Below are 18932 nucleotides of genomic sequence, written 5' to 3' on the forward strand. Positions count from 1 at the left end.
TATATTAAATGGATTTTTACATGTGTAAGTTGTTGATTTTCAAAGTAGTTTTAAAGAGGCGGTTTCATGACGAATTTTCTCTTATCATTAAAGGTAAGTGAAGATGAATAGGGTAATTATTTTAAAAGATAAACCGTAAGACTATTTCAATAAAACGGCAATAACTGCAAGAATGGCGGGTAATGCCTGAACGAAAAATATTTTTTTAGTGGCAGAAATTGCTCCATAGATTCCGGCAACAGCTACACATCCTAAAAAGAATAATGCTACATTGGTCTGCCATTGCGGATCTTTAATCAGAAAAGACCAGATCAGTCCGGCAGCCAGAAATCCATTGTAAAGTCCCTGATTGGCAGCGAGTCCTTTCGTTGGTTTAAACATTTCTGCAGGCAGAGCAGCTTTAAAAACTTCTTTTCCTTTGGTTTCCCATGCGAACATTTCCATCCAAAGAATATAAAGGTGTTCCAGTGCAACGACGGCGATCAGAATTTTAGCAACGATTTCCATGATTCAATATTTTCTCATTGTAAAACTAAAAAAATAAAGTTAAGTTTGAGTATTAATTTGCAAGATGGACTCATTCAAATCACATTTAAATAAATTCATTACGATCAATGACGAGGAATTTGATTCCATTATTTCTTTTTTTCATGTTTTGAAAGTGAAAAAGAAAGAAAATCTGATGGTTGAAGGTGAGGTATGCAAATTTAAATATTTCGTTCTGGAAGGCTGTCTGAGGAAATTTTTTGTGAACGAAAAAGGAGTAGAACAAACCACTGAATTTGCTATTGAAACCTGGTGGATGTCTGATACTTTTGCTTTTGAGAAACAGTTGAAATCAGATTTTAATATTCAGGCTGTAGAAAATTCCAAAATTTTAGCCATTGATTTTCAGTCTCAGGAGCTTTTATTGGAAAAGCATCCCATCATGGAACGCTATTTCAGAATGGTGTACCAAACAGCTTATGCGGCGGCTGAAAAAAGAATCCGTTATATTTACGAGATGACAAAGGAAGAATATTATGTACATTTTAGCACTCTGTATCCTTGGTTTATCCAGAGAATTCCACAATATTTAATTGCTTCCTTTTTAGGTTTTACGCCGGAATATCTGAGTGAAATCAGAGCAAAATTACGATCTTAAACCAGTTTAAGTTTTTTACGGATCAGAAGCCGGAAATTTGTCATGTGATTAAAAGCTAATGCAATGACAGATCAAAAAAATCAATTTCCGCAACTTTTTTTAAGACTGGCTCTTGCCGTTACGATGCTTTCTGCAGTGGCAGACCGATTCGGATGGTGGAGCAAAGAAAATTCATCATGGGGAAACATGGAGAGTTTTAAAGAATATACAAGACAGCTTACCTTTTTTCTACCGGAAGCTTTAAGTACAGTTTCAGCGTATGCCGCTACCTTTTTAGAAATTCTTTTTCCTTTGATGCTTATTTTTGGATTTAAAACAAAAATGGCAGCCTATGGAAGCTGTATCCTGCTGTTAATTTTTGCGATATCCATGACCATTGCATCAGGACCAAAAGCCCCACTAAACTATTCTGTATGGGTGGGAAGTGCAGCCGCTCTTTTACTGGCAGTACAGCAACATTATTCTTTAAGTATAGATCAATTAACCAAAAAAATATAATATTATGAGCGCAAGATTAAATATTGCAACAGTAGATTCAGCAGCCTATAAAGCCATGCTGGGATTGGAAGGGTATTTACAAACGATTTCTTTAACACATATTCAGAAGGAACTGATTAAAATCAGAGCTTCACAAATCAATAAATGTGCTTTCTGCCTTGATATGCATACCAAAGATGCCATCAAATACGGAGAAAATCCTCAGAGAATTTTTATTCTGAACGGATGGACGGAAGCAAAAGAATTTTTCACTGAAGAAGAACAGGTGCTGTTGGCGATGACAGAAGAAATTACACTGATCAGCGAAAAAGGTTTAACCGAAGAAACGTATCAGAAAGCGAAGTCTTTCTTTGATGATAACCAGATCGCTCAGATCATTATGGCGATCATTACGATCAATGCCTGGAACAGAATTGCAGTAAGTACTCATCTTCCGATTGCAAAATAGTGAAATCAGGGAGTGTGTAGATGGAGGATGGAAGTTGATGAAGACTGCATCATCTACGGATGTTTACTTTATTTAAAAAAAAAGAGGCTGTCTAAAAAGTCCAAAAAAATATCCCCGTTACTTAAAAAGTTTCGGGGATTTTTTTGTTGTTTGTCCTTTAAGATTTATCTTTAAGGTGCACCCAAACAAACATTGATATGAAAGTACGGTTTAAATCTTTACCCACCAATACTCCCAGCTTATTTCCTGAAGATATTTTTGATAAGATAGGTGCTAATGATCCGGTACGTCTTATCAATGAATTAGTGGATAACTTGAATATCGATCATATTATAAGTGAATATAAAGGCGGTGGAACGACAAGTTTTCACCCCCGGATGATGATCAAAGTTTTATTCTATGCCTATTTCAACAATATTTATTCATGCCGTAAAATAGAAAAGGCACTTGGAGAAAATATTCATTTCATGTGGCTTTCTGGCAACAGTAAGCCTGATTACAGAACCATCAATTACTTTAGGAGCAAACGGCTTAAAAACCATATTCACCGTCTTTTTGCAGATGTTACCGTTGTTTTGCAGAATTTAGGTTACGTAAGTTTAAATGTTCAATATATAGATGGTACAAAAATAGAATCATCTGCCAACCGATACAGCTTTGTATGGAAAAAATCTGTAGAAAAGAATAAATTAAAACTGGAAGCTCAAATTCATTCCGTACTTGAAGATATTGAATCCCAAATCAAAGAAGAGCGTTATGAATCCCATGAAAAGACCCTTCCAAAATCTATTGACAGCAGAGAGCTTCAGGATAAAATAGCAGAACTTAATCACTCTGTGGCACAGGACAATAAAACCGGTAAGAAGCTCATTAAAAAGCTTCAGCATCAGGACCTGCCCAGATTACAGAAGTATGAAGATCAATTAAAAATACTCTCAGGCCGCAACAGTTATAGTAAGACAGATCCCGACGCCTGCTTCATGCGGCTCAAAGACGACCATATGAAAAATGGGCAGCTTAAGCCAGCCTATAATGCACAGATCAGTACTGAAAACCAGTTTATCACCCATTACAGCATTCATCAGACTCCTGGAGATACCACTACATTGAAGGATCATCTTAACAGCTTTGAAAATCAGTATCACAAACAAAGTAAAGAGGTAGTAGCAGATGCCGGATATGGAAGTGAAGAGAATTACGAAATGATGGCAGAAAAAGCTATAGAGGGCTATGTAAAATATAATAATTTTCATAAAGAACAGAAGCGCAGTGAGAAGAACAATGCGTTTGCTGTACAGAACTTATATTATAATGAGGAAAATAACTTCTATGTATGTCCCTGCGGACAGCAAATGAACTTTATCGGTAAAGGCAAAAGAATCAGCAGTAACGGATATGAATCTCAGGTACATTATTATCAGGCTTTCAGATGTCAGGGTTGTCCTCTTAGAGAAAGCTGCCATCAAAGCCAGGATAATCGATTAATCGAAGTGAATTATAATCTGAACCATCACAGAATGAAAGCCAGACAAAGGCTGATATCTGAAAAAGGGCATTACCACAGAAGTAAACGGCCTATAGAAGTAGAAGCTGTATTCGGGCAATTAAAAAGCAATAATAAATTTTCAAGATTTACTCTAAAAGGACTTGAAAAAGTAAATATTGAATTTGGATTAATGGCATTGGCACATAATCTTAGAAAATTAGTGAAAAACAGAAAACTTAACCGTAAAAATTGGCTAAATACACTTAAATGCAAACAACATATGCATCTTTTCCATAAGTATATGAAAATCCAAAAGTATAAAATTGCTGCATAACTATACGCAGTCTCAAAACAAACAAAAAGAGGCTGACCTTTTTGGACAGCCTCGTTTTGATGCAAGATGTAAAGTGACAGTGTAACACAGTTCGGGTATTAATTCTAAAAATAAATTCTTTGGTTCATTTTATTTTTTAAACCGGAATTACATTGTCTCTCCGTTTCTCGGATATAAAGGTAGTTTGAATTTTATCCAACCACAAAAGTCACAAAAGGTTTTATTTTAGAACACTTGAATTGACTTAAGTAACTTTAAAATGATACCGCAGAAAAGTTCACACAAGATGAAAATCAAAGATTTTCACAAAACTTAAGTGTACTTATTATGCATAAGAAGTGGTTCTGAAAAAACTTAAGTGTTTAAAACTTTTGTGCCTAAAATAATGAATAGAAAAGTTTAAACAACCTCATATTGTAAACATTTAATTTAATAAATAGCTACCGGATTCACATTCACCTGAGTAGAACCTACATACAAAGGCTGTCCCAGTACAAATAAAAATTCCCAGATTTTTTGCTTCACCAATGGACGGCTGTCAATCAGTTCCAGGTTATAAATTCCTTTTTTTGCGAGCATAAACTGATTGATAGGGAATTCTTCTTTACTTTTAGGGTTGGGATATACTTCAGAAGCCCAGGTATCACCACCAAAAGCAACGATTCCCTGATCGGCAAGCCATTTTGCAGCATCCATTCCGATGCCGGGTTCTGTTTCCAGGAATTGCTGATTGTTTTTACCGATCAATTCAAGCCATCCGGTATTAAAAAGAATGATATCACCCTTTCGGAGAGTAAGTCCCTGTTTCTTTAAAACGGATTTAATATCTTCGACTGTAAATTCTGTTCCTCCGGGTACGATTGATTTTCCATAATGAGCAGTCATATCAAGGACTACACCACGGGTAACGAAAGGAGGTACTTTTTCAACACCCAGTTTTTTCACACCTTCTACGGTTACAAAATCTGTTGCTTTATTTCCGTTGTAGTAAGTATTATCAATACCGATGTGTCCGATACCATTCAGCTGTGTTCCCACTCCGGTCCATCCGTTTACTAACTCGTCATTGAAGGTGAATTTATTAGGTCCTATGCTTTTTCCGCCCTGCTCTCCGGGCTGAATATTATATAAATTGAAACTTCTGTGTCTGAAAGCAGGCAGGTTTTTATCAATAGGAACGGCAAGTGCTAAGGTTTTGCCTTGTTTTACTAATCCTAGTGCTTGTTTTACGACTTCCGGTGTTAACAGATTGGCTGCTCCAATCTCATCTTTCGCACCGTAAACCGAAGGATACCATGATTTGTCTTCAGGATTGACGAGTGTCTGAGCTTTTAAACTAATGCTGTTGAAAGTCAATAGTGTAGCGAACCCGAACATTTTGATCAGATTATTTTTCATTTTTTATGAGGTTTGAGGTTAAGGGAGGGAAGCTGGAAGCTGGGGGAGGTTATTGAAGTCTGATAACAACTGAAGTTCTGTTAAATCAGATCTTTAAATCAGATAATGTCATTGATCAGAAGACTGATCTTACTTCCAGCCTCCTTCTTCCAGCTTCCAACATCTACATTAAATTTCGCTCAAAGCAGAATTGATAAAGCTTAATTCTTCCTGTGAAAGGTCAATAGACATTGCTTTTGCGTTTTCGATGGCTTGCTGTGCATTTCTTGCTCCTGCCAATACGACTGTGATTGCTGGCTGTAGCGTTGTCCATCTTAATACCAGTTGAGAAAGGCTTGCTCCTTTTTCCTGAGCAATAGGTTCTATTTTTTCTAAGAACGTTTTTACTTTATTCAGATCAAACTGAGAGAAATATCCGTTTCTGTGGTCATTATCTTTCAATTGGGTTTCTTTGAAATATTTACCGGTTAAAAGACCTCTTTCCATTGGGTTGTACACGATGATTCCTGTATTGTTTTCCAAAGAATAAGGGACAAGATCGTTTTCAATGGCACGGTTCAGCATACTGTAAGAAACCTGATTGCTGGCAAGTTGTAAGGTTCTGTTAGCTTCTTTCATTTGAGCAACGCTGTAGTTGCTGACTCCTGCTGTACGGATTTTTCCCTGCTGGATCAATAATTCCATAGCTTCCATAGTTTCGGAGATAGGCGTTGTGCTGTCCGGCCAGTGAAGCTGTAAAAGATCAATATAATCTGTTCCTAATCTTTTTAAGCTCTCTTCAACTTCTTTGATAATGTTTTCTTTTGAAGCCAATTTGTACACGGGAATAGTTTTTCCTTCGTCTTCTGCATCGAAGAAAAACTCTCCTTTACCATTATTGCTTCCGTCCCATACCAATCCGAATTTTGTTAAAAGCTGGATTTTTGAACGGTCTTTTCCTTTGATGGCTTCACCGATCATTTCTTCACTCAGCCCGAAACCATAGAATGGTGCGGTGTCAATAGAAGTTACCCCATGATCTAATGAAGCGTGAATAGAATTGATAGAATCCTGTTTTTCATTACCGCCCCACATGTTTCCGCCAATGGCAAAAGCTCCGTGTGTAATTGTTGATAATTCTAAGTCAGTGTTTCCTAATTTTCTATATTCCATTTTTGATTGTTTTAAAATTGTTGTTGTGTGTTAAACGTTAAACCACCCCGTCAAATCTTTTATTTGCTAAAATGTCATTCTGAATGAAATGAAATGTAATGAAGAATCTCATGTGATTGATTGTTAATGAGATTCTTCCTTTGTCAGAAATCAAAGATTCGACGTAGTCAATGACAAAGTCCAAATAATTTGATTTTTGAGACAATCTCAATCAGTTTATTGATTATCTTGTTGTGGTTAAAAAGTGTCTGTTATTTCTTTAATTCTTTTACGATAGCTTCTCCAACGCTTTTTGCTGATTGTGGATTCTGTCCTGTGATCACTCTCTGATCGGTTACCACATGATTCTGCCAAAGCCCGGATTTTTCAAATTTTGCACCTCTTTCTTTCAGTTTATCTTCCAATAGGAAAGGAACAACGTTGGTTAATTTTACTTCAGCTTCCTCTTCATTGGTAAAAGCATTGATTTTTTTGCCGTCTACAAGATATTTTCCGTTATTGAGTTTGATATTCACCAAACCTGCAGGACCATGACATACTCCGGCTACAATTCCTCCGTTTTCATAAATTTTAGAAGCAATATCTGCCAGTTCTTTATTGTCTGCAAAATCCCACATTGCTCCGTGTCCTCCTGCATAAAAAATGGCTGAATATTCTTTTGGATTCACCTGTGATGGCGTCATAGAATGATCAATCTTGTTTTTGTACTCCTTGTTTTCCCAGAATTCCTTGTTGACAGGATCTTTCAAATCGAAGCCATCTACCGGAGGAGTTCCGCCTTTCGGACTTACAAAGTCAATTTCATATCCTGCCTGGTGAAGAACTTCCCACGGATGAGAAACTTCGCCCAGATAATATCCTGTATCCTCACCGGTACTGCCTTTTTTATCATGGCTGGTAACGACGAATAAGATTTTCTTTTTCATATTCTTTGATTTTTTGGTTTGTGCCTGAACGAATCCTATCGTAAAGACAGCCAACATTAACAACGCTAATTTTTTCATAATTAAATGATGTTGGTAAGATAAATCTGTGGTTTTTCCTGAAGCTTCTCATCTACCAAAGCTCCGAAAGCCTGGATGTAAGGCTGCTGATTGTGCTGAGCCAACCCTTCCTCGCTTTTCCAGATTTCGTAGAAAACAAATTCATTTTTGTCTTCAATACCCTGATGCAGGCTGTAAAGCTCACAAGCTTCTTCTTTTCTTGTTTCTTCTACCATATGCTGAAGAACTTCCAGTACTTCTGCCTGATGTTCTTCTTTGGCTTTTATAATAGCTGTAAGATGAATTTTCATAATTAAATAAAATTTTCAATTGAGTTATAGATAGGTTTCCAGTCCAATTCTGCTTTAGCTTTATCCGAGCTACATCTGCTGTTGGATGCAAAACCGAAATAGCCTCCCGCAGGACCGAATTTATTAACAGCTTCCTGTATACTTAATGATTCTGCAGGTTGTAGGCTGTATTTTTTACTGATGTTTTCTGCAATGTTTTTTAAAGAAGATGAACCATTTTCTGCATAATAAATGGAACCTCCTTTTGCTTTTTCCAATACAAGTACATATAAATCTGCAAGGTCTTCAATATGTAAGTTAGACCAGATATTTTCTCCTTCACCAAAATAGACTCCATGTCCTTTTTCCTTAGAAAAATTGATGAGAGCGGGAATCTGGATGCTGTCTTTTTTTATTCCCAGACCTTCTCCGTAAACCATTGTAGGAACAATAACAATACTTCTTATATCTTTGTTTGCAGATTGCAGTACATAATTGTTGATAAGCACTCTTGATGCCATTTCCAGTCTTGGTTGCAAAGGGAAATCTTCCCTGAAGATAAAATCACTTTTTTGACCATTCTCTTTTCCTCCAAAAATGGCAGAACCTGAAGTGAAAATAAACGTTTTGTGACTTCCTTCCAGAGCTTTGATAAAGTTATCTGCTGCATAAGCATCATCTGCTGAATCTGCATTGTGAATAACTGCATCTACACCGGAAACCGCTGTTCTGATAAGATCTTCATCATGGATATTTCCCACAATAGCTTTGATTCCTAATGATTCCAGTTCCTGTACATGGGTTTCATTACGAACCAGTCCTGTCACTTCATAATCCTTGTCTAGGAGTTTTTTTGCGATAGTTCCGCCAATATAGCCGGTAATACCTGTGATCAGTACTTTTTTCATGATACCAGTTCCGGTTTTAATTCTTTTTCAAATACATTTCTTACATGCGCTCTGTATAATGTCATATCACGTTCTACATTAGCATTTTTCTCTACATCGTGGAAGTGGAAGCTTTCCATTTTTTCTAGTGAAACAAAGGCATTCATTCTGTGGAAACCAAATAATGGTCCTTCATCTACACTTTTTTCACTAAAAAATTCTCCTGGAAGAGTGAAAGCCGTTGCAGGAGCATTCCAGCTGGTAGTCAGCATGTATTTTCTTCCTCCAAGCATTCCTCCTGTTCCGTAGTTGATTTCCGGATTCTCAGCATTTCTTCCGTCGCTCATATAAATTCCTTTGGCATGTCCTGCTGTGAACACTTCGTCAATATATTTTTTCAATCCGTTAGGCAATTGGAACCACCAGATTGGAGTGTGGTAAATGATATAATCTGCCCATACAAATTTCTCCACTTCTTCATTCTTGTCGTAGTTTTCACTTACATTCGTTATCTTTACTTCTACGTTCTCAAATTCTTTAAGAACGGCTAATGTATTGTCTGCAATAGTCTGATTATATTTTCCTCCGGAATGTCCGAAATTCTGTCCTCCGTTGATGATTAGTACTTTTTTCATTTTTTTATGATTGTTTGAATTTTACTCTGCAAAGTTAGAACGGATGTTTGTATAATAAAAATAATATAAATTATAGGATGTTATTATTTTTGTGATAGTTAATTATGTTCAAGGTTTTGGGTTCAAAATTTAAGGTTATGTATGTGAATGGTCAATGGTCAATCCGCTTTGCTTGTGAATTTGTTATGTGTTTCGAGTTGCGTGATTCGAGGTTGAGTTCAACCGATTCGTTTGTGTATGCAGGTATTGCTAACCAGTAGTTACTCATTCACAAGTGACTTTGCGCAGCAAAAATTGACTATTGACCATTGACAATTTCCCTTTTCATGGTAAAATGTCATAGTATATCCGAGCTGAAATTCCTTTCCGTCATGTAAATTTGTCTAACAAATTGAAGGACAATGATACAGATAGCTGTTTTTAGTGATGTGCATGGAAATCTTCCTGCATTGGAAGTTGTGTTGAAGGATATAGAGCAAAGAGGAATCAGTCAGAAATTCTGTTTGGGAGATCTGGTAGACTTTGCACCCTGGGGAAATGAAGTAATAGAAAAAATCAGAAGTCTGAACATTCCTTGTCTGATGGGAAATCATGATGAAAGAATTGCCTTTGATATTCCTGTGATTCCTTTATCCAAGCATTCAGAAGAAGAAACAAACGCCAGATTTATTGCGATAGATCATTCTAAAAAACATATTACAGAATTCAACAAAAGATTTCTCTCCGAACTTCCTTTTCATTTAAAATTAAATTATAAAACAGGTAAAAAACATTGGAATATTCAGTTAGTGCATTCCAGTCTTGAAAGCAATGATACCTATTTATACGAATCTGAAAATGATGAGATTTTTACATCTATGCTGGAAAGTGTAGATGCTGATCTTATTGTGATGGGACATACCCATTTATCATTTCAAAAACAGTTTGAAAATAATACCTGGGCAGTCAATTGTGGTTCGGTGGGACGTTCCAAAGAAGAAAACAGACTGGCTTCTTATCTGGTGGTGACTTTAGATGAAGAAAAAATTACTCCTGAGATTGTACAATTATCCTATCCGCTTGAAGAAACACTTCGGGGAATTGAGGAAAGTGGTATTCCGGATTATTATGCATCATTTCTAAAGAACGAAAATGTATTAATATTATAATTATTTTGTAACTTTGCATCAGAATATTAATAATTAAGTCATGGTTAATTTAGAATGGTATCGTACTTTTAAGGCGATCTATAAAACCGGGACATTGACAGGTGCTGCCGATGCTCTGTTTATATCACAGCCAGGAGTGAGCCTTCACTTAAGCTCATTGGAAGCTTATGTAGGATACAAACTATTCGACAGAACGGGTCGAAAAATGATTCCGACAGAAAGAGGAAAAGTATTGTTTAATGCAGTTGCCGAACCTATTACTAAACTGGAAGATGTAGAGAAAAATTTTCAAAAATCTACAGAGAAGCATACTCCTACCATCAGTGTCGGGATGTGTTTTGAGACTTTTCAGACCACTTTGGAGCAATATGTTTCTTCATTGCCTTTTAATCTGATTATCAGTTTCGGAGAATATCCCGAAATGCTGGATCAGCTGGATAAAGGAATTCTGGATCTGATCATTACTCCCAAAAAAGGATCTTCACCCAATATCGAACATGAAGCATTCTCTTCCGAGCAGATCATTCTGGTAGGAGGGAAGGATGTAGATAAAACAGCTTTCAATAAAGTGCTGAAAACAAAAAATGCAGAACAGATTGAAGAATGGCTGAAAAACGAAAAATGGTACGGAACCACCGGAGATATGGAACACCTTTTCCAGTACTGGATATTGAATTTTGGTCATAAACCGAATTTCCGTCCTAATTATATCGTTCCCAATATGAACTCCATCATCCGTTGTCTGAAGGGAGGAACAGGATTAGCCGTTGTTCCTGACTTTCTATGCAGAAATGATATTGCAGGCGGTGATATTCAGCTGATCTGGGAAGGAAAGAAAAAGTTTGAAAATACCCTGTATTTCGGTTGTCGTAAGAAAACCAATTATCAAACCGAAATAGACCATATCAAAGGATTATTCCGCAAGGTGATGGCTTAATAAAACCATATCTCTCATCTGTAAACCGTTTTCATAAATAGGTTCTGGATAGTTTTCAATAAAAAAATCTTTCAGGATTCCACTTTTGATGAATCCGTTTTTCTCATAAAATCTGATCTGTTGGACACCGGTATCCGATGTTCCAACAGTCAGTGTTTTATAATGATTTTCTTTCGCAATTTCTTTTGCTTTGTCCATCAGGATGCTTCCGATACCTTTACTTCGGTAGCTTTCAATCACAGCAACATTTTTAATTTCCAGTTCAGTATTGCTTTTTCTGTACAATGCCATCACTGCAATGTTTTCAGTGCCGTCGTGTAAAAGATAAATGTCAGAATTGAAAATGTACTGATTGATTGCCTCTTTGGTATCATCTGCCAATAGCAACAGATGATAAGGAATCTCTGAATCAGAGTGCAAGAGATTGAAAGTAAACTCTTCCATTTACAGACTCATATGAATAAGTGGATAATTCTTTCCTGAACCGTCTTTTTCAGATCTTCCTGTCTTTTTGAACCCCATTTTTTCATAAAATCCAATGGCTTGAGGGTTTTGTTCATTGACATCTACTTTCGTCAATCCGGTTTTCTCTTTCATAAACTGATAAAGTGTTTTACCATAACCTTTTCCACGGGTATCATTATGTATGAAAAGCATTTCCAAATTACCTTCTGCTACAGAGGCAAATCCTTTAGATTCATTATCTTCAGTAATTAAATACACTTCCAGATTAGGAAGATAATCTCTTGGAATAGCTTCTTTGAAATAATTGAAATCCTCTTCGGCAAGAAAATCGTGAGTTGCTTTTACTGCTGATTCCCATATTTCCATAATTATCGGATAATCCTCTGCTGTAGCCAATCTGATATGTTGTGACATGATTTTAAATTTTAAACAAAAATAGAGAAAATTTGAGGATGGGCATAGAAGATGTGTGCTGGAAGTTAGAAGTTAGAAGTTAGAAGTTAGAAGTGGCTTGATAAGCTTTATCAACTACAATCATTCCCCTTCTCTGAAGGGGTGGATTTTTGTGAAGCAAAAAGACGGGGTAGTTAATTCGGTATATAATGTTTTGGTTAACGCAAAGACGCAAGAAATCTTTTTAAAGACTTAATAGATAAGACGCAAAGATTTTATCTTCGATAAAATTGATTAATCAAAATAAACAACTTTACACCTTTACATTTTCTAACCTATTCTGAAGCTAATAAAATACCTTTCTTAGAAGAAAAACAGTAAAATTGGTAGGCAGGATTTTCAAATTTTTATTGCAAATTTGTTTATCACTTTATATTAATCATTAAAATAAAGATTTATGCAAAAGAAAACCTATACAGGACAACCTGTGGTAACATTAAATAACGGAGTGGATATTCCGGCTTTAGGATTCGGAGTATGGCAGATGGAAGATCTGAAAGAATGTGAAAATGCTGTAATCAAAGCTATTCAGACGGGATATAGAATGATAGACACTGCTGCTATTTATCAGAATGAAACTGCAGTAGGCGCTGCTGTGAAAAATAATGGTGTAAACAGAGACGAACTGTTTATCACATCCAAAGTATGGGTTCAGGATCATGGATACGAAAAGGCAAAAAGTGCTTTTCAGAGAACGTTAGACAGATTACAGATGGATTATCTTGATATGTATCTTATCCACTGGCCATACGGAGATTTTCTGGGTACATGGAAAGCTTTGGAAGAATTATATCACGAAGGAAAAATCAAAGCGATTGGAGTGTGTAATTTTACCGTTGAGAAACTGGAGGAATTGAAAGCTAATTCAACCGTTTTACCCGTTATCAATCAAATTGAACTGCATCCTGTCTTCCAACAGAAAGAATTACAGGTGTATGACAGAGACAATAACATCGTAACTCAACCTTGGAGTCCGCTAGGAAACGGTAATGCGAATCTTTTAAGCAATCCTGATCTGAAAGCCATTGCAGAGAAATATGGAAAAACTGTAGCACAGGTAATTTTGAGATGGCATCTACAGGAAGGATTTGTAGTGATTCCGAAATCTGTAACCCCTTCAAGAATTGAAGAAAACTTTAATGTATTTGATTTTGAACTGACAGAAGATGAAATGAATGTTGTCCGTTCTTTAGATACTGGAAAAAGATTATTCTTTGATCCTAAAGACCCTGAATGGGAGCAAAAAATGCTAAATTCTGTAGCAGATATTTAATCCGGAATTTTATAAAAATACATCCCGCAGTTTTCATGAATTTGCAGACTTTCCAATCTGAAATATTGTGAGATTTGCGGGATTTTTAAATCAATATAACCATGACTGCAAAAGAATTCATAGAAACACTCGCATTATTTAAAAATGAAAAAGAACTTAATAAAGCTGAGAAGTTTTTCAAAGGAAATGATGGTATTACCAAGAGTTTCGGGGTGAAATTCGGAGATGTTTTTACTACGGCGAAGGCATTTTCGATGATGCCTCTGGATGAAATCAACAAGCTTCTTGACAGTGATTTTTATGAAGTAAGAATGGGAGCGGTAAGTATTATGGATTTTCAGGCGAGAAGTAAAAAAACGTCTGAAGACCGGAAGAAAGCTCTTTTTGATCTCTATCTCAACCGTCATGATCGTTTGAATAACTGGGATTTTGTAGACAGAGCAGCCAGAAGTATTATTGGAGAATATCTTATCGATAAACCAAGAGACATTTTATACAAACTTGCTGATTCCGAAAGTCCATGGGAAAGAAGAACAGCGATAGTAAGCACTCATGCATTTATCAGACAAAATGATGCTGAGGATACTTTTGCCATCGCAGAAATCCTCGTTCACGATCCAAACGAGCTTGTGAATAAAGCTGTAGGAAGCTGGATTCGGGAAGCCGGAAAAAAAGACAAAAAGAAATTACAGCATTTTCTCAATACTTATGTTAAAACAATGCCTGCTGTTACATTTTCTTACGCAACTGAAAAACTGGATCCGGAATCAAAATTATATTACAAAGAGCTCAGGAAGAAAAAGTAAATCTTCATTTATTCAATATACAATAGAAGTTGATCAACAGCCTTAAACTCTAAACATTGAACCTTAAACCTTGAACTTTGAATAAATCGTGAGCAATATCATATTCTGGAATAAAAAGTATTGCTTTGTTCTTCGTACATTTTAATTAAAATAATTCTTATGTTTTGGCCGGATACAATCAGTAAAAAATTAGGGATAGAATATCCTGTAATTCAAGCTCCAATGTTTGGTGTGAGCACGGTACAGATGGCTGTAGCAGCTACAAAAGCAGGTTGTCTCGGATCACTGGCGCTGGCTGATCTTTCTGCAGATCAGTCTGTGGAATTGATCAGAGAAATGAAGACACAGACTGATCAACCTTTTGCAGCGAATATATTTGTTCATCATATTCCTGAAGTGACAGATGCTTTGAAAGAAAAATATAGTAAAACCAGGCAGTTTATAGAACAGCTGGCAAAAGAAAATGCTATAGAAGTTCATCTTCCGGACCTTGAAGAAATTAGTGTCAACGGCTATCATGATCAGGTGGATGCTATTATTGAAGAAAAATGTAAGATTTTAAGCTTTACTTTCGGAAATCTTGATGATGAGAGTATTCAGAAGTTAAAAGAAAATGGAGTTACCCTTATCGGAACCTGCACTTCTGTAAAGGAAGCCTTATTGCTTGAAAAATCCGGTATTGATATCATTTGTGTTCAGGGAATTGAGGCTGGAGGGCACAGAGGGAGTTTTGAAGCAGACAATATTCCGCAGATCGGAGGTTTATCTTTACTGTCACAGGTTTATGAACAGGTAAATGTTCCTTTGATTTATGCAGGAGGAATCTACGGAGTAAGAACATTAAAGGCTGTGAAAGACTTAGGTGCGCAAGGCTTTCAGGTTGGGAATCTTCTATTGACTTCTCAGGAAAGTGCTCTTTTACCTTTTGAAAAAGAAAGGTTGAGAAAGGTAAGAGAAGAGGAAATTGTTTTAACGAAGAGTTTCTCCGGGCGGTATGCAAGAGGAGTGAAAAACCATTTTATAGAAACGGTTGAAAACTCAGAATATATTTTACCTTATCCTTATCAGAACAAGCTGACCAATGCTTTACGTAAAGCAGCAAAATCTTTGCAAAATCCAGAATTTGTAGGAATCTGGGTTGGACAGTCTATCCATCAGTATAGCGAACTTTCTACAGAAGAAATTTTGAAGAAACTGATCAAAGAATGTGAAAGATGAATCTATATGTTCTAATTTGATGATAATTTTATATTTTCGTACATCAATATCATTGATCTGCCCCAATATAAAAACTAAAATCAATAAAAACATCCATGAAATATTCAGAAGGAATTCAGAGATCACTTCCATTCGGGTATCTTTTTCTCGTTGTAATGGGAATATTAAAAGAGAGTGTCTTCTACTATCAGATCAATATTAATATTCTAAAGTACTCAACAATAATGGATATTCTGATAAGTCCGATTGCTACTTTGACCGCTCATCCCATTATATTGATTGCCCTGATTGGTGTTGTTGTATTTTCATTTGCTTTTCCCTCTTTTTTATCAAAGCAGGCCAATAAAAATAAACGTTGGGCATTACAAATGGCATCGCTCAAAGAACATGAAAACATGAGTAAAGAAGCTATTGAGAATCATTTTACCAATATGTTTGTGAGATTTCTTGCCATGATGTTACTGTCTTTCTTTGTAGGAATAGGATGGGGAGAAGGCCTTGGGCTCACCAGGAAGATAAAGGAAAACAAGCTTAAATATGACTATAAATTAAACTATGGTGATGAAAGCTCTGAGCAGGTACACCTGATAGGATCCAACAGCATGTATTATATTTATCTGGCTAAAGGAAATAAAACGATAAAAATAGCACCGGTAGGTTCCATAAAAAGTATGGAACTGACCAACAATAAAAAGTTGATCGATTAAAAATAAACTACCATAAAAAAAGCTTCAGAATATACTCTGAAGCTTTTTATTTATTTTGTTAAGTCTAATCCGCCAAAATTTCCGGAACTCATCATGAGATAAACACCATCTGTTTTATCTAATGTATTCCAGTAGGCATGTAGATCTTCAGCATTCGTGAAAACCTTCAGCTTTTCATTCTTGAATTTTTCTTTAATAAACTCAGGAGAAATAGGTTCCATTCTCTTGATCTTCAATGCGTCTTCAGAATAGAAAACAATGGCTTCCTCCAGACCATCCATGGCGTGGTCATACTGCTCAAGGAAAGCAGGGTTTAAGCTGGAATAGGTATGAAGCTCCAGGAATCCGTATTTCTTATCCTTTTTAAATTGTTCAGCGAAGGCTTTTACAGCTGCTTTCACCTTACTTGGTGCATGGGCAAAATCTTTGTAAAGCGTCCCTTTATCTTCTCTTTCTACTTTTTCAAGACGCTTGGATGCTCCTTTGAAGCTCATGATCGCCTCATAGAAATCTTCATCCATAATCCCAAGTTGTTGGCAGATATGTCTTGCACCTTCAAGATTCAGTAGATTGTGTGCTCCAAAAACAGAAAGAGGAACATCTCCCATTTCGGTTTTTAAATACACTTTACCATTATTGATTTCGTATTCAGGCGTTTTATAAGGAATCTTTCTGAAATAGTTCTCTGCATTTTCCACTACTTTCACTACTTCCGGATCTTCTTCATTATATACAAGAACTCCGCCTGCTGTAATACTTGCCACAAACTTTCTGAACTGCTCAATATAATCATCAAATGTTTTGAATACATTGATATGGTCCCATGCAATACCGCTCATCAAAGCAATATTAGGCTGATACAATAAAAATTTTGAGCGAAGATCAATAGGAGAAGAAAGGTATTCATCACCTTCCAACACCATGAAATCATTATCCTGAGTCAGCTTTACCATACAGTCGAAACCTTCAAGCTGAGCGCCTACCATGAAATCCACATCTTTCTGATGGAAATTCAAAACGTGAAGGATCATTGAAGTAATAGTCGTTTTACCATGTGATCCGGCAATAACAACTCTTGTCTTGTTTTTAGACTGTTCGTACAGGAATTCAGGATAAGAATATATTTTCAAGCCCAGTTCTTTTGCTCTTGCCAGCTCAGGGTTATCCTGATGTGCGTGCATTCCAAGAATGACAGCATCAATATCCGAAGTGATCTTTTCCGGGAACCAGCCCATTTCCTGAGGAAGAATTCCTTTCTTTTCCAATCGGGATTTTGAAGGCTCAAAAATAGCGTCATCAGAACCTGTCACCTGATATCCTTTGTCTTTTAATGCGATTGCAAGATTATGCATGGCGCTTCCGCCAATGGCAATGAAGTGGGTTTTCAATTGTATTTACTGTTTTTTAACATTAGTATTAATGATCTGCTGGAAAGCTTCAAGAATATTGTTCCAGTTGGTGTTGTAATTCGGAATAATCATACTTGCATCCGTTTTACTGCCTTCATTAGGACCTTTCTTGACATTGATGGAAGTTGAAATATTGTCGTACAATTTTTTACGGTCTTCCTGTATTCTTCTGAAATTATTCTGAGAAAGAGCCTGATCCAGTTTCTTTAAATCTTCATCAGAAATTTTAAAATCCTGTTTGTATTTTTTTCCCTGTCCTTCAAAAGAGTAATGTACATTATTTCCTTTGATAAGAAGATTTTCATAAATAGGAGCAACACCTCCGCTTTTCGAATAGCTGATGTCAAAATCCGAATATACCTTTTGGCTGTTGCATGAAACTAATACTATGATTGCGAATAAGATTCCAAGTATTTTGTTCATAATTTTTAATTTACTTTAATTATTTGAGTCCTTTTGTTCTAATTTTTTAGCTTTAAGTTCTTCATCATAACTGTGTAATACATTGAAATCTTCTGTCTGCTCAATAGCAGTCATAATTTTCAATAAAATTTCCGGTGCTTTTTCATTATCATAATCAATATCCAAAGGAGCTTTGAATTCCATCGTAGGTTTTACACCGGTTACCTTTACGCGGAGTCCTTTTTTATCAAAAGCTCTTCTGAATCCGTTTATTTTGATTGGAATTACTATAGGACGCTGGTTTTTTACCAATTTGGCCGTTCCTCTTCGTCCCTGTGCAAAAGCGGAAGTAGTTCCTTGAGGGAAAGTAGCTACCCAGCCATTGTCCAATGCTTTCATAATATTATCCACCTCACTCATGTCTACCATTCTGTTGACATTTTTCCCTTCAGCTCTCCATGTTCTTTTTACGGTTACAGCACCTGCAATTTTGAAAATTTTGGGAAGAATACCTTTGTTCATGGTTTCCTCAGCTGCTACATAATAAAAATCAATCTTTGGGTTCAGTAGATAGATCGGGTTTTTTATCGTATTTAAATATCCGTTGTTTACAGCACAGAAGGCATGGTACATTGCCGCCACATCTGCAAAATACGTCTGATGATTGGATACAAAAAGGACGTTGGAGTCCGGGAGATCCACAAGGTGTTCTGTACCGGTTATTTTTAACTTATTAAAGCCATTGAATCTTCTGTAAGACACAATACCTAAAATAAAAATAATAAACCTTTTCAAAAAATAAGGAGTTCCGAATGCATCGGTGAAAATATTTTTCTTCGCCATCTCTCAATTAAACACG

22 protein-coding genes are annotated in these 18932 nt (G+C 36.2%); 10 read left to right on the forward strand and 12 right to left on the reverse strand.

The window, feature by feature from the left end:
- Positions 1 to 141: 141 nt before the first annotated feature.
- Positions 142 to 507, reverse strand: a complete 366-nt coding sequence (locus tag ACKTTZ_RS13520) for a DUF1304 domain-containing protein (RefSeq protein ID WP_034697408.1) — start codon at positions 505 to 507, stop codon at positions 142 to 144.
- Positions 508 to 571: 64 nt separating this feature from the next.
- On the opposite strand from ACKTTZ_RS13520, the gene ACKTTZ_RS13525 reads away from it, so the two are divergent.
- The 4 genes from ACKTTZ_RS13525 to ACKTTZ_RS13540 all read left to right on the forward strand — a co-directional run bounded on the left by ACKTTZ_RS13525 (position 572) and on the right by ACKTTZ_RS13540 (position 3910).
- A complete protein-coding gene (locus tag ACKTTZ_RS13525) occupies positions 572 to 1144 on the forward strand; it encodes a Crp/Fnr family transcriptional regulator (protein ID WP_034697406.1) in 573 nt (190 codons plus the stop codon).
- A gap of 63 nt (positions 1145 to 1207) precedes the next feature.
- A complete protein-coding gene (locus tag ACKTTZ_RS13530) occupies positions 1208 to 1642 on the forward strand; it encodes a DoxX family protein (protein ID WP_034697405.1) in 435 nt (144 codons plus the stop codon).
- 4 nt (positions 1643 to 1646) lie between these two features.
- The gene (locus ACKTTZ_RS13535) at positions 1647 to 2090 is read left to right on the forward strand and encodes a carboxymuconolactone decarboxylase family protein (RefSeq protein WP_407845804.1); all 444 of its coding nucleotides are present in this window, start codon (positions 1647 to 1649) and stop codon (positions 2088 to 2090) included.
- Between the two features lie 197 nt (positions 2091 to 2287).
- Positions 2288 to 3910: an IS1182 family transposase gene (locus ACKTTZ_RS13540; RefSeq protein WP_407845762.1), complete on the forward strand. Its 1623-nt coding sequence runs from the start codon at positions 2288 to 2290 to the stop codon at positions 3908 to 3910.
- Positions 3911 to 4339: 429 nt separating this feature from the next.
- Here the strand turns inward: ACKTTZ_RS13540 and ACKTTZ_RS13545 are convergent, their stop codons facing one another.
- The 6 genes from ACKTTZ_RS13545 to ACKTTZ_RS13570 all read right to left on the reverse strand — a co-directional run bounded on the left by ACKTTZ_RS13545 (position 4340) and on the right by ACKTTZ_RS13570 (position 9255).
- A complete protein-coding gene (locus ACKTTZ_RS13545; RefSeq protein ID WP_253316880.1) occupies positions 4340 to 5308 on the reverse strand; it encodes a cyclase family protein in 969 nt (322 codons plus the stop codon).
- A 168-nt stretch (positions 5309 to 5476) separates the two neighbouring features.
- A complete protein-coding gene (locus ACKTTZ_RS13550; protein ID WP_407845805.1) occupies positions 5477 to 6460 on the reverse strand; it encodes an aldo/keto reductase in 984 nt (327 codons plus the stop codon).
- A 251-nt stretch (positions 6461 to 6711) separates the two neighbouring features.
- Positions 6712 to 7464 carry a type 1 glutamine amidotransferase domain-containing protein gene (locus ACKTTZ_RS13555; RefSeq protein WP_407845806.1) on the reverse strand — a complete coding sequence of 251 codons (753 nt, stop codon included), beginning with the start codon at positions 7462 to 7464 and terminating at the stop codon, positions 6712 to 6714.
- A 2-nt stretch (positions 7465 to 7466) separates the two neighbouring features.
- On the reverse strand, positions 7467 to 7754 hold the full coding sequence (locus ACKTTZ_RS13560) for a putative quinol monooxygenase (protein ID WP_034697545.1): 288 nt from the start codon (positions 7752 to 7754) through the stop codon (positions 7467 to 7469).
- A gap of 2 nt (positions 7755 to 7756) precedes the next feature.
- Positions 7757 to 8641 (reverse strand): NAD-dependent epimerase/dehydratase family protein, encoded by an 885-nt coding sequence (locus ACKTTZ_RS13565; protein WP_034697544.1) that lies wholly within the window; start codon positions 8639 to 8641, stop codon positions 7757 to 7759.
- On the reverse strand, positions 8638 to 9255 hold the full coding sequence (locus tag ACKTTZ_RS13570) for an NAD(P)H-dependent oxidoreductase (RefSeq protein ID WP_407845807.1): 618 nt from the start codon (positions 9253 to 9255) through the stop codon (positions 8638 to 8640). The genes ACKTTZ_RS13565 and ACKTTZ_RS13570 overlap by 4 nt, the downstream gene beginning before the upstream one ends.
- A 401-nt stretch (positions 9256 to 9656) precedes the next feature.
- On the opposite strand from ACKTTZ_RS13570, the gene ACKTTZ_RS13575 reads away from it, so the two are divergent.
- Both ACKTTZ_RS13575 and ACKTTZ_RS13580 read left to right on the forward strand, forming a co-directional pair.
- A complete protein-coding gene (locus ACKTTZ_RS13575) occupies positions 9657 to 10403 on the forward strand; it encodes a metallophosphoesterase family protein (protein ID WP_407845808.1) in 747 nt (248 codons plus the stop codon).
- Positions 10404 to 10443: 40 nt separating this feature from the next.
- Positions 10444 to 11340: a LysR family transcriptional regulator gene (locus tag ACKTTZ_RS13580; RefSeq protein ID WP_407845809.1), complete on the forward strand. Its 897-nt coding sequence runs from the start codon at positions 10444 to 10446 to the stop codon at positions 11338 to 11340.
- On the opposite strand, the gene ACKTTZ_RS13585 is transcribed toward ACKTTZ_RS13580, so the two are convergent.
- Together ACKTTZ_RS13585 and ACKTTZ_RS13590 are read right to left on the reverse strand one after the other, a co-directional pair.
- Complete coding sequence (locus tag ACKTTZ_RS13585; RefSeq protein ID WP_407845810.1) at positions 11317 to 11784, reverse strand: GNAT family N-acetyltransferase; 468 nt, start codon at positions 11782 to 11784, stop codon at positions 11317 to 11319. The genes ACKTTZ_RS13580 and ACKTTZ_RS13585 overlap by 24 nt on opposite strands.
- A complete protein-coding gene (locus tag ACKTTZ_RS13590; RefSeq protein ID WP_034697539.1) occupies positions 11785 to 12219 on the reverse strand; it encodes a GNAT family N-acetyltransferase in 435 nt (144 codons plus the stop codon).
- Between the two features lie 436 nt (positions 12220 to 12655).
- On the opposite strand from ACKTTZ_RS13590, the gene ACKTTZ_RS13595 reads away from it, so the two are divergent.
- From ACKTTZ_RS13595 to ACKTTZ_RS13610, 4 genes are all read left to right on the forward strand, one after another.
- Positions 12656 to 13531 (forward strand): aldo/keto reductase, encoded by an 876-nt coding sequence (locus ACKTTZ_RS13595; RefSeq protein ID WP_407845811.1) that lies wholly within the window; start codon positions 12656 to 12658, stop codon positions 13529 to 13531.
- Positions 13532 to 13632: 101 nt separating this feature from the next.
- Entirely contained in the window at positions 13633 to 14337 is a 705-nt protein-coding gene (locus ACKTTZ_RS13600) for a DNA alkylation repair protein (protein WP_034697185.1), read from the forward strand.
- A 159-nt stretch (positions 14338 to 14496) separates the two neighbouring features.
- The gene (locus ACKTTZ_RS13605; protein WP_407845812.1) at positions 14497 to 15555 is read left to right on the forward strand and encodes an NAD(P)H-dependent flavin oxidoreductase; all 1059 of its coding nucleotides are present in this window, start codon (positions 14497 to 14499) and stop codon (positions 15553 to 15555) included.
- A 95-nt stretch (positions 15556 to 15650) separates the two neighbouring features.
- Entirely contained in the window at positions 15651 to 16262 is a 612-nt protein-coding gene (locus ACKTTZ_RS13610) for a hypothetical protein (RefSeq protein ID WP_034697180.1), read from the forward strand.
- A 50-nt stretch (positions 16263 to 16312) separates the two neighbouring features.
- Here the strand turns inward: ACKTTZ_RS13610 and murC are convergent, their stop codons facing one another.
- The 3 genes from murC to ACKTTZ_RS13625 are packed head-to-tail and all read right to left on the reverse strand — an operon-like array spanning position 16313 to position 18916.
- A complete protein-coding gene (murC, locus tag ACKTTZ_RS13615; protein ID WP_034697178.1) occupies positions 16313 to 17650 on the reverse strand; it encodes a UDP-N-acetylmuramate--L-alanine ligase in 1338 nt (445 codons plus the stop codon).
- 6 nt (positions 17651 to 17656) lie between these two features.
- The gene (locus tag ACKTTZ_RS13620; RefSeq protein WP_407845813.1) at positions 17657 to 18094 is read right to left on the reverse strand and encodes a hypothetical protein; all 438 of its coding nucleotides are present in this window, start codon (positions 18092 to 18094) and stop codon (positions 17657 to 17659) included.
- Positions 18095 to 18109: 15 nt separating this feature from the next.
- Complete coding sequence (locus tag ACKTTZ_RS13625) at positions 18110 to 18916, reverse strand: 1-acyl-sn-glycerol-3-phosphate acyltransferase (RefSeq protein WP_034697173.1); 807 nt, start codon at positions 18914 to 18916, stop codon at positions 18110 to 18112.
- Positions 18917 to 18932 lie beyond the last annotated feature (16 nt).

Source organism: Chryseobacterium sp. KCF3-3 (genome assembly GCF_045865955.1).
Taxonomy (GTDB): Bacteria; Bacteroidota; Bacteroidia; order Flavobacteriales; family Weeksellaceae; genus Chryseobacterium.

Excerpts from the sequence above, each read along its gene's own strand:
- ACKTTZ_RS13550 (WP_407845805.1), bottom strand. The coding sequence starts at position 6,460 with ATGGAATATAGAAAATTAGGAAACACTGACTTAGAATTATCAACAATT.
- ACKTTZ_RS13600 (WP_034697185.1), top strand. The coding sequence starts at position 13,633 with ATGACTGCAAAAGAATTCATAGAAACACTCGCATTATTTAAAAATGAA.
- ACKTTZ_RS13610 (WP_034697180.1), top strand. The coding sequence starts at position 15,651 with ATGAAATATTCAGAAGGAATTCAGAGATCACTTCCATTCGGGTATCTT.
- ACKTTZ_RS13525 (WP_034697406.1), top strand. The coding sequence starts at position 572 with ATGGACTCATTCAAATCACATTTAAATAAATTCATTACGATCAATGAC.
- ACKTTZ_RS13560 (WP_034697545.1), bottom strand. The coding sequence starts at position 7,754 with ATGAAAATTCATCTTACAGCTATTATAAAAGCCAAAGAAGAACATCAG.
- ACKTTZ_RS13585 (WP_407845810.1), bottom strand. The coding sequence starts at position 11,784 with ATGGAAGAGTTTACTTTCAATCTCTTGCACTCTGATTCAGAGATTCCT.
- ACKTTZ_RS13625 (WP_034697173.1), bottom strand. The coding sequence starts at position 18,916 with ATGGCGAAGAAAAATATTTTCACCGATGCATTCGGAACTCCTTATTTT.
- ACKTTZ_RS13590 (WP_034697539.1), bottom strand. The coding sequence starts at position 12,219 with ATGTCACAACATATCAGATTGGCTACAGCAGAGGATTATCCGATAATT.
- ACKTTZ_RS13605 (WP_407845812.1), top strand. The coding sequence starts at position 14,497 with ATGTTTTGGCCGGATACAATCAGTAAAAAATTAGGGATAGAATATCCT.
- ACKTTZ_RS13580 (WP_407845809.1), top strand. The coding sequence starts at position 10,444 with ATGGTTAATTTAGAATGGTATCGTACTTTTAAGGCGATCTATAAAACC.
- ACKTTZ_RS13530 (WP_034697405.1), top strand. The coding sequence starts at position 1,208 with ATGACAGATCAAAAAAATCAATTTCCGCAACTTTTTTTAAGACTGGCT.
- ACKTTZ_RS13565 (WP_034697544.1), bottom strand. The coding sequence starts at position 8,641 with ATGAAAAAAGTACTGATCACAGGTATTACCGGCTATATTGGCGGAACT.
- ACKTTZ_RS13535 (WP_407845804.1), top strand. The coding sequence starts at position 1,647 with ATGAGCGCAAGATTAAATATTGCAACAGTAGATTCAGCAGCCTATAAA.
- ACKTTZ_RS13575 (WP_407845808.1), top strand. The coding sequence starts at position 9,657 with ATGATACAGATAGCTGTTTTTAGTGATGTGCATGGAAATCTTCCTGCA.
- ACKTTZ_RS13620 (WP_407845813.1), bottom strand. The coding sequence starts at position 18,094 with ATGAACAAAATACTTGGAATCTTATTCGCAATCATAGTATTAGTTTCA.
- ACKTTZ_RS13520 (WP_034697408.1), bottom strand. The coding sequence starts at position 507 with ATGGAAATCGTTGCTAAAATTCTGATCGCCGTCGTTGCACTGGAACAC.
- ACKTTZ_RS13545 (WP_253316880.1), bottom strand. The coding sequence starts at position 5,308 with ATGAAAAATAATCTGATCAAAATGTTCGGGTTCGCTACACTATTGACT.
- ACKTTZ_RS13555 (WP_407845806.1), bottom strand. The coding sequence starts at position 7,464 with ATGAAAAAATTAGCGTTGTTAATGTTGGCTGTCTTTACGATAGGATTC.
- ACKTTZ_RS13595 (WP_407845811.1), top strand. The coding sequence starts at position 12,656 with ATGCAAAAGAAAACCTATACAGGACAACCTGTGGTAACATTAAATAAC.
- ACKTTZ_RS13540 (WP_407845762.1), top strand. The coding sequence starts at position 2,288 with ATGAAAGTACGGTTTAAATCTTTACCCACCAATACTCCCAGCTTATTT.
- ACKTTZ_RS13570 (WP_407845807.1), bottom strand. The coding sequence starts at position 9,255 with ATGAAAAAAGTACTAATCATCAACGGAGGACAGAATTTCGGACATTCC.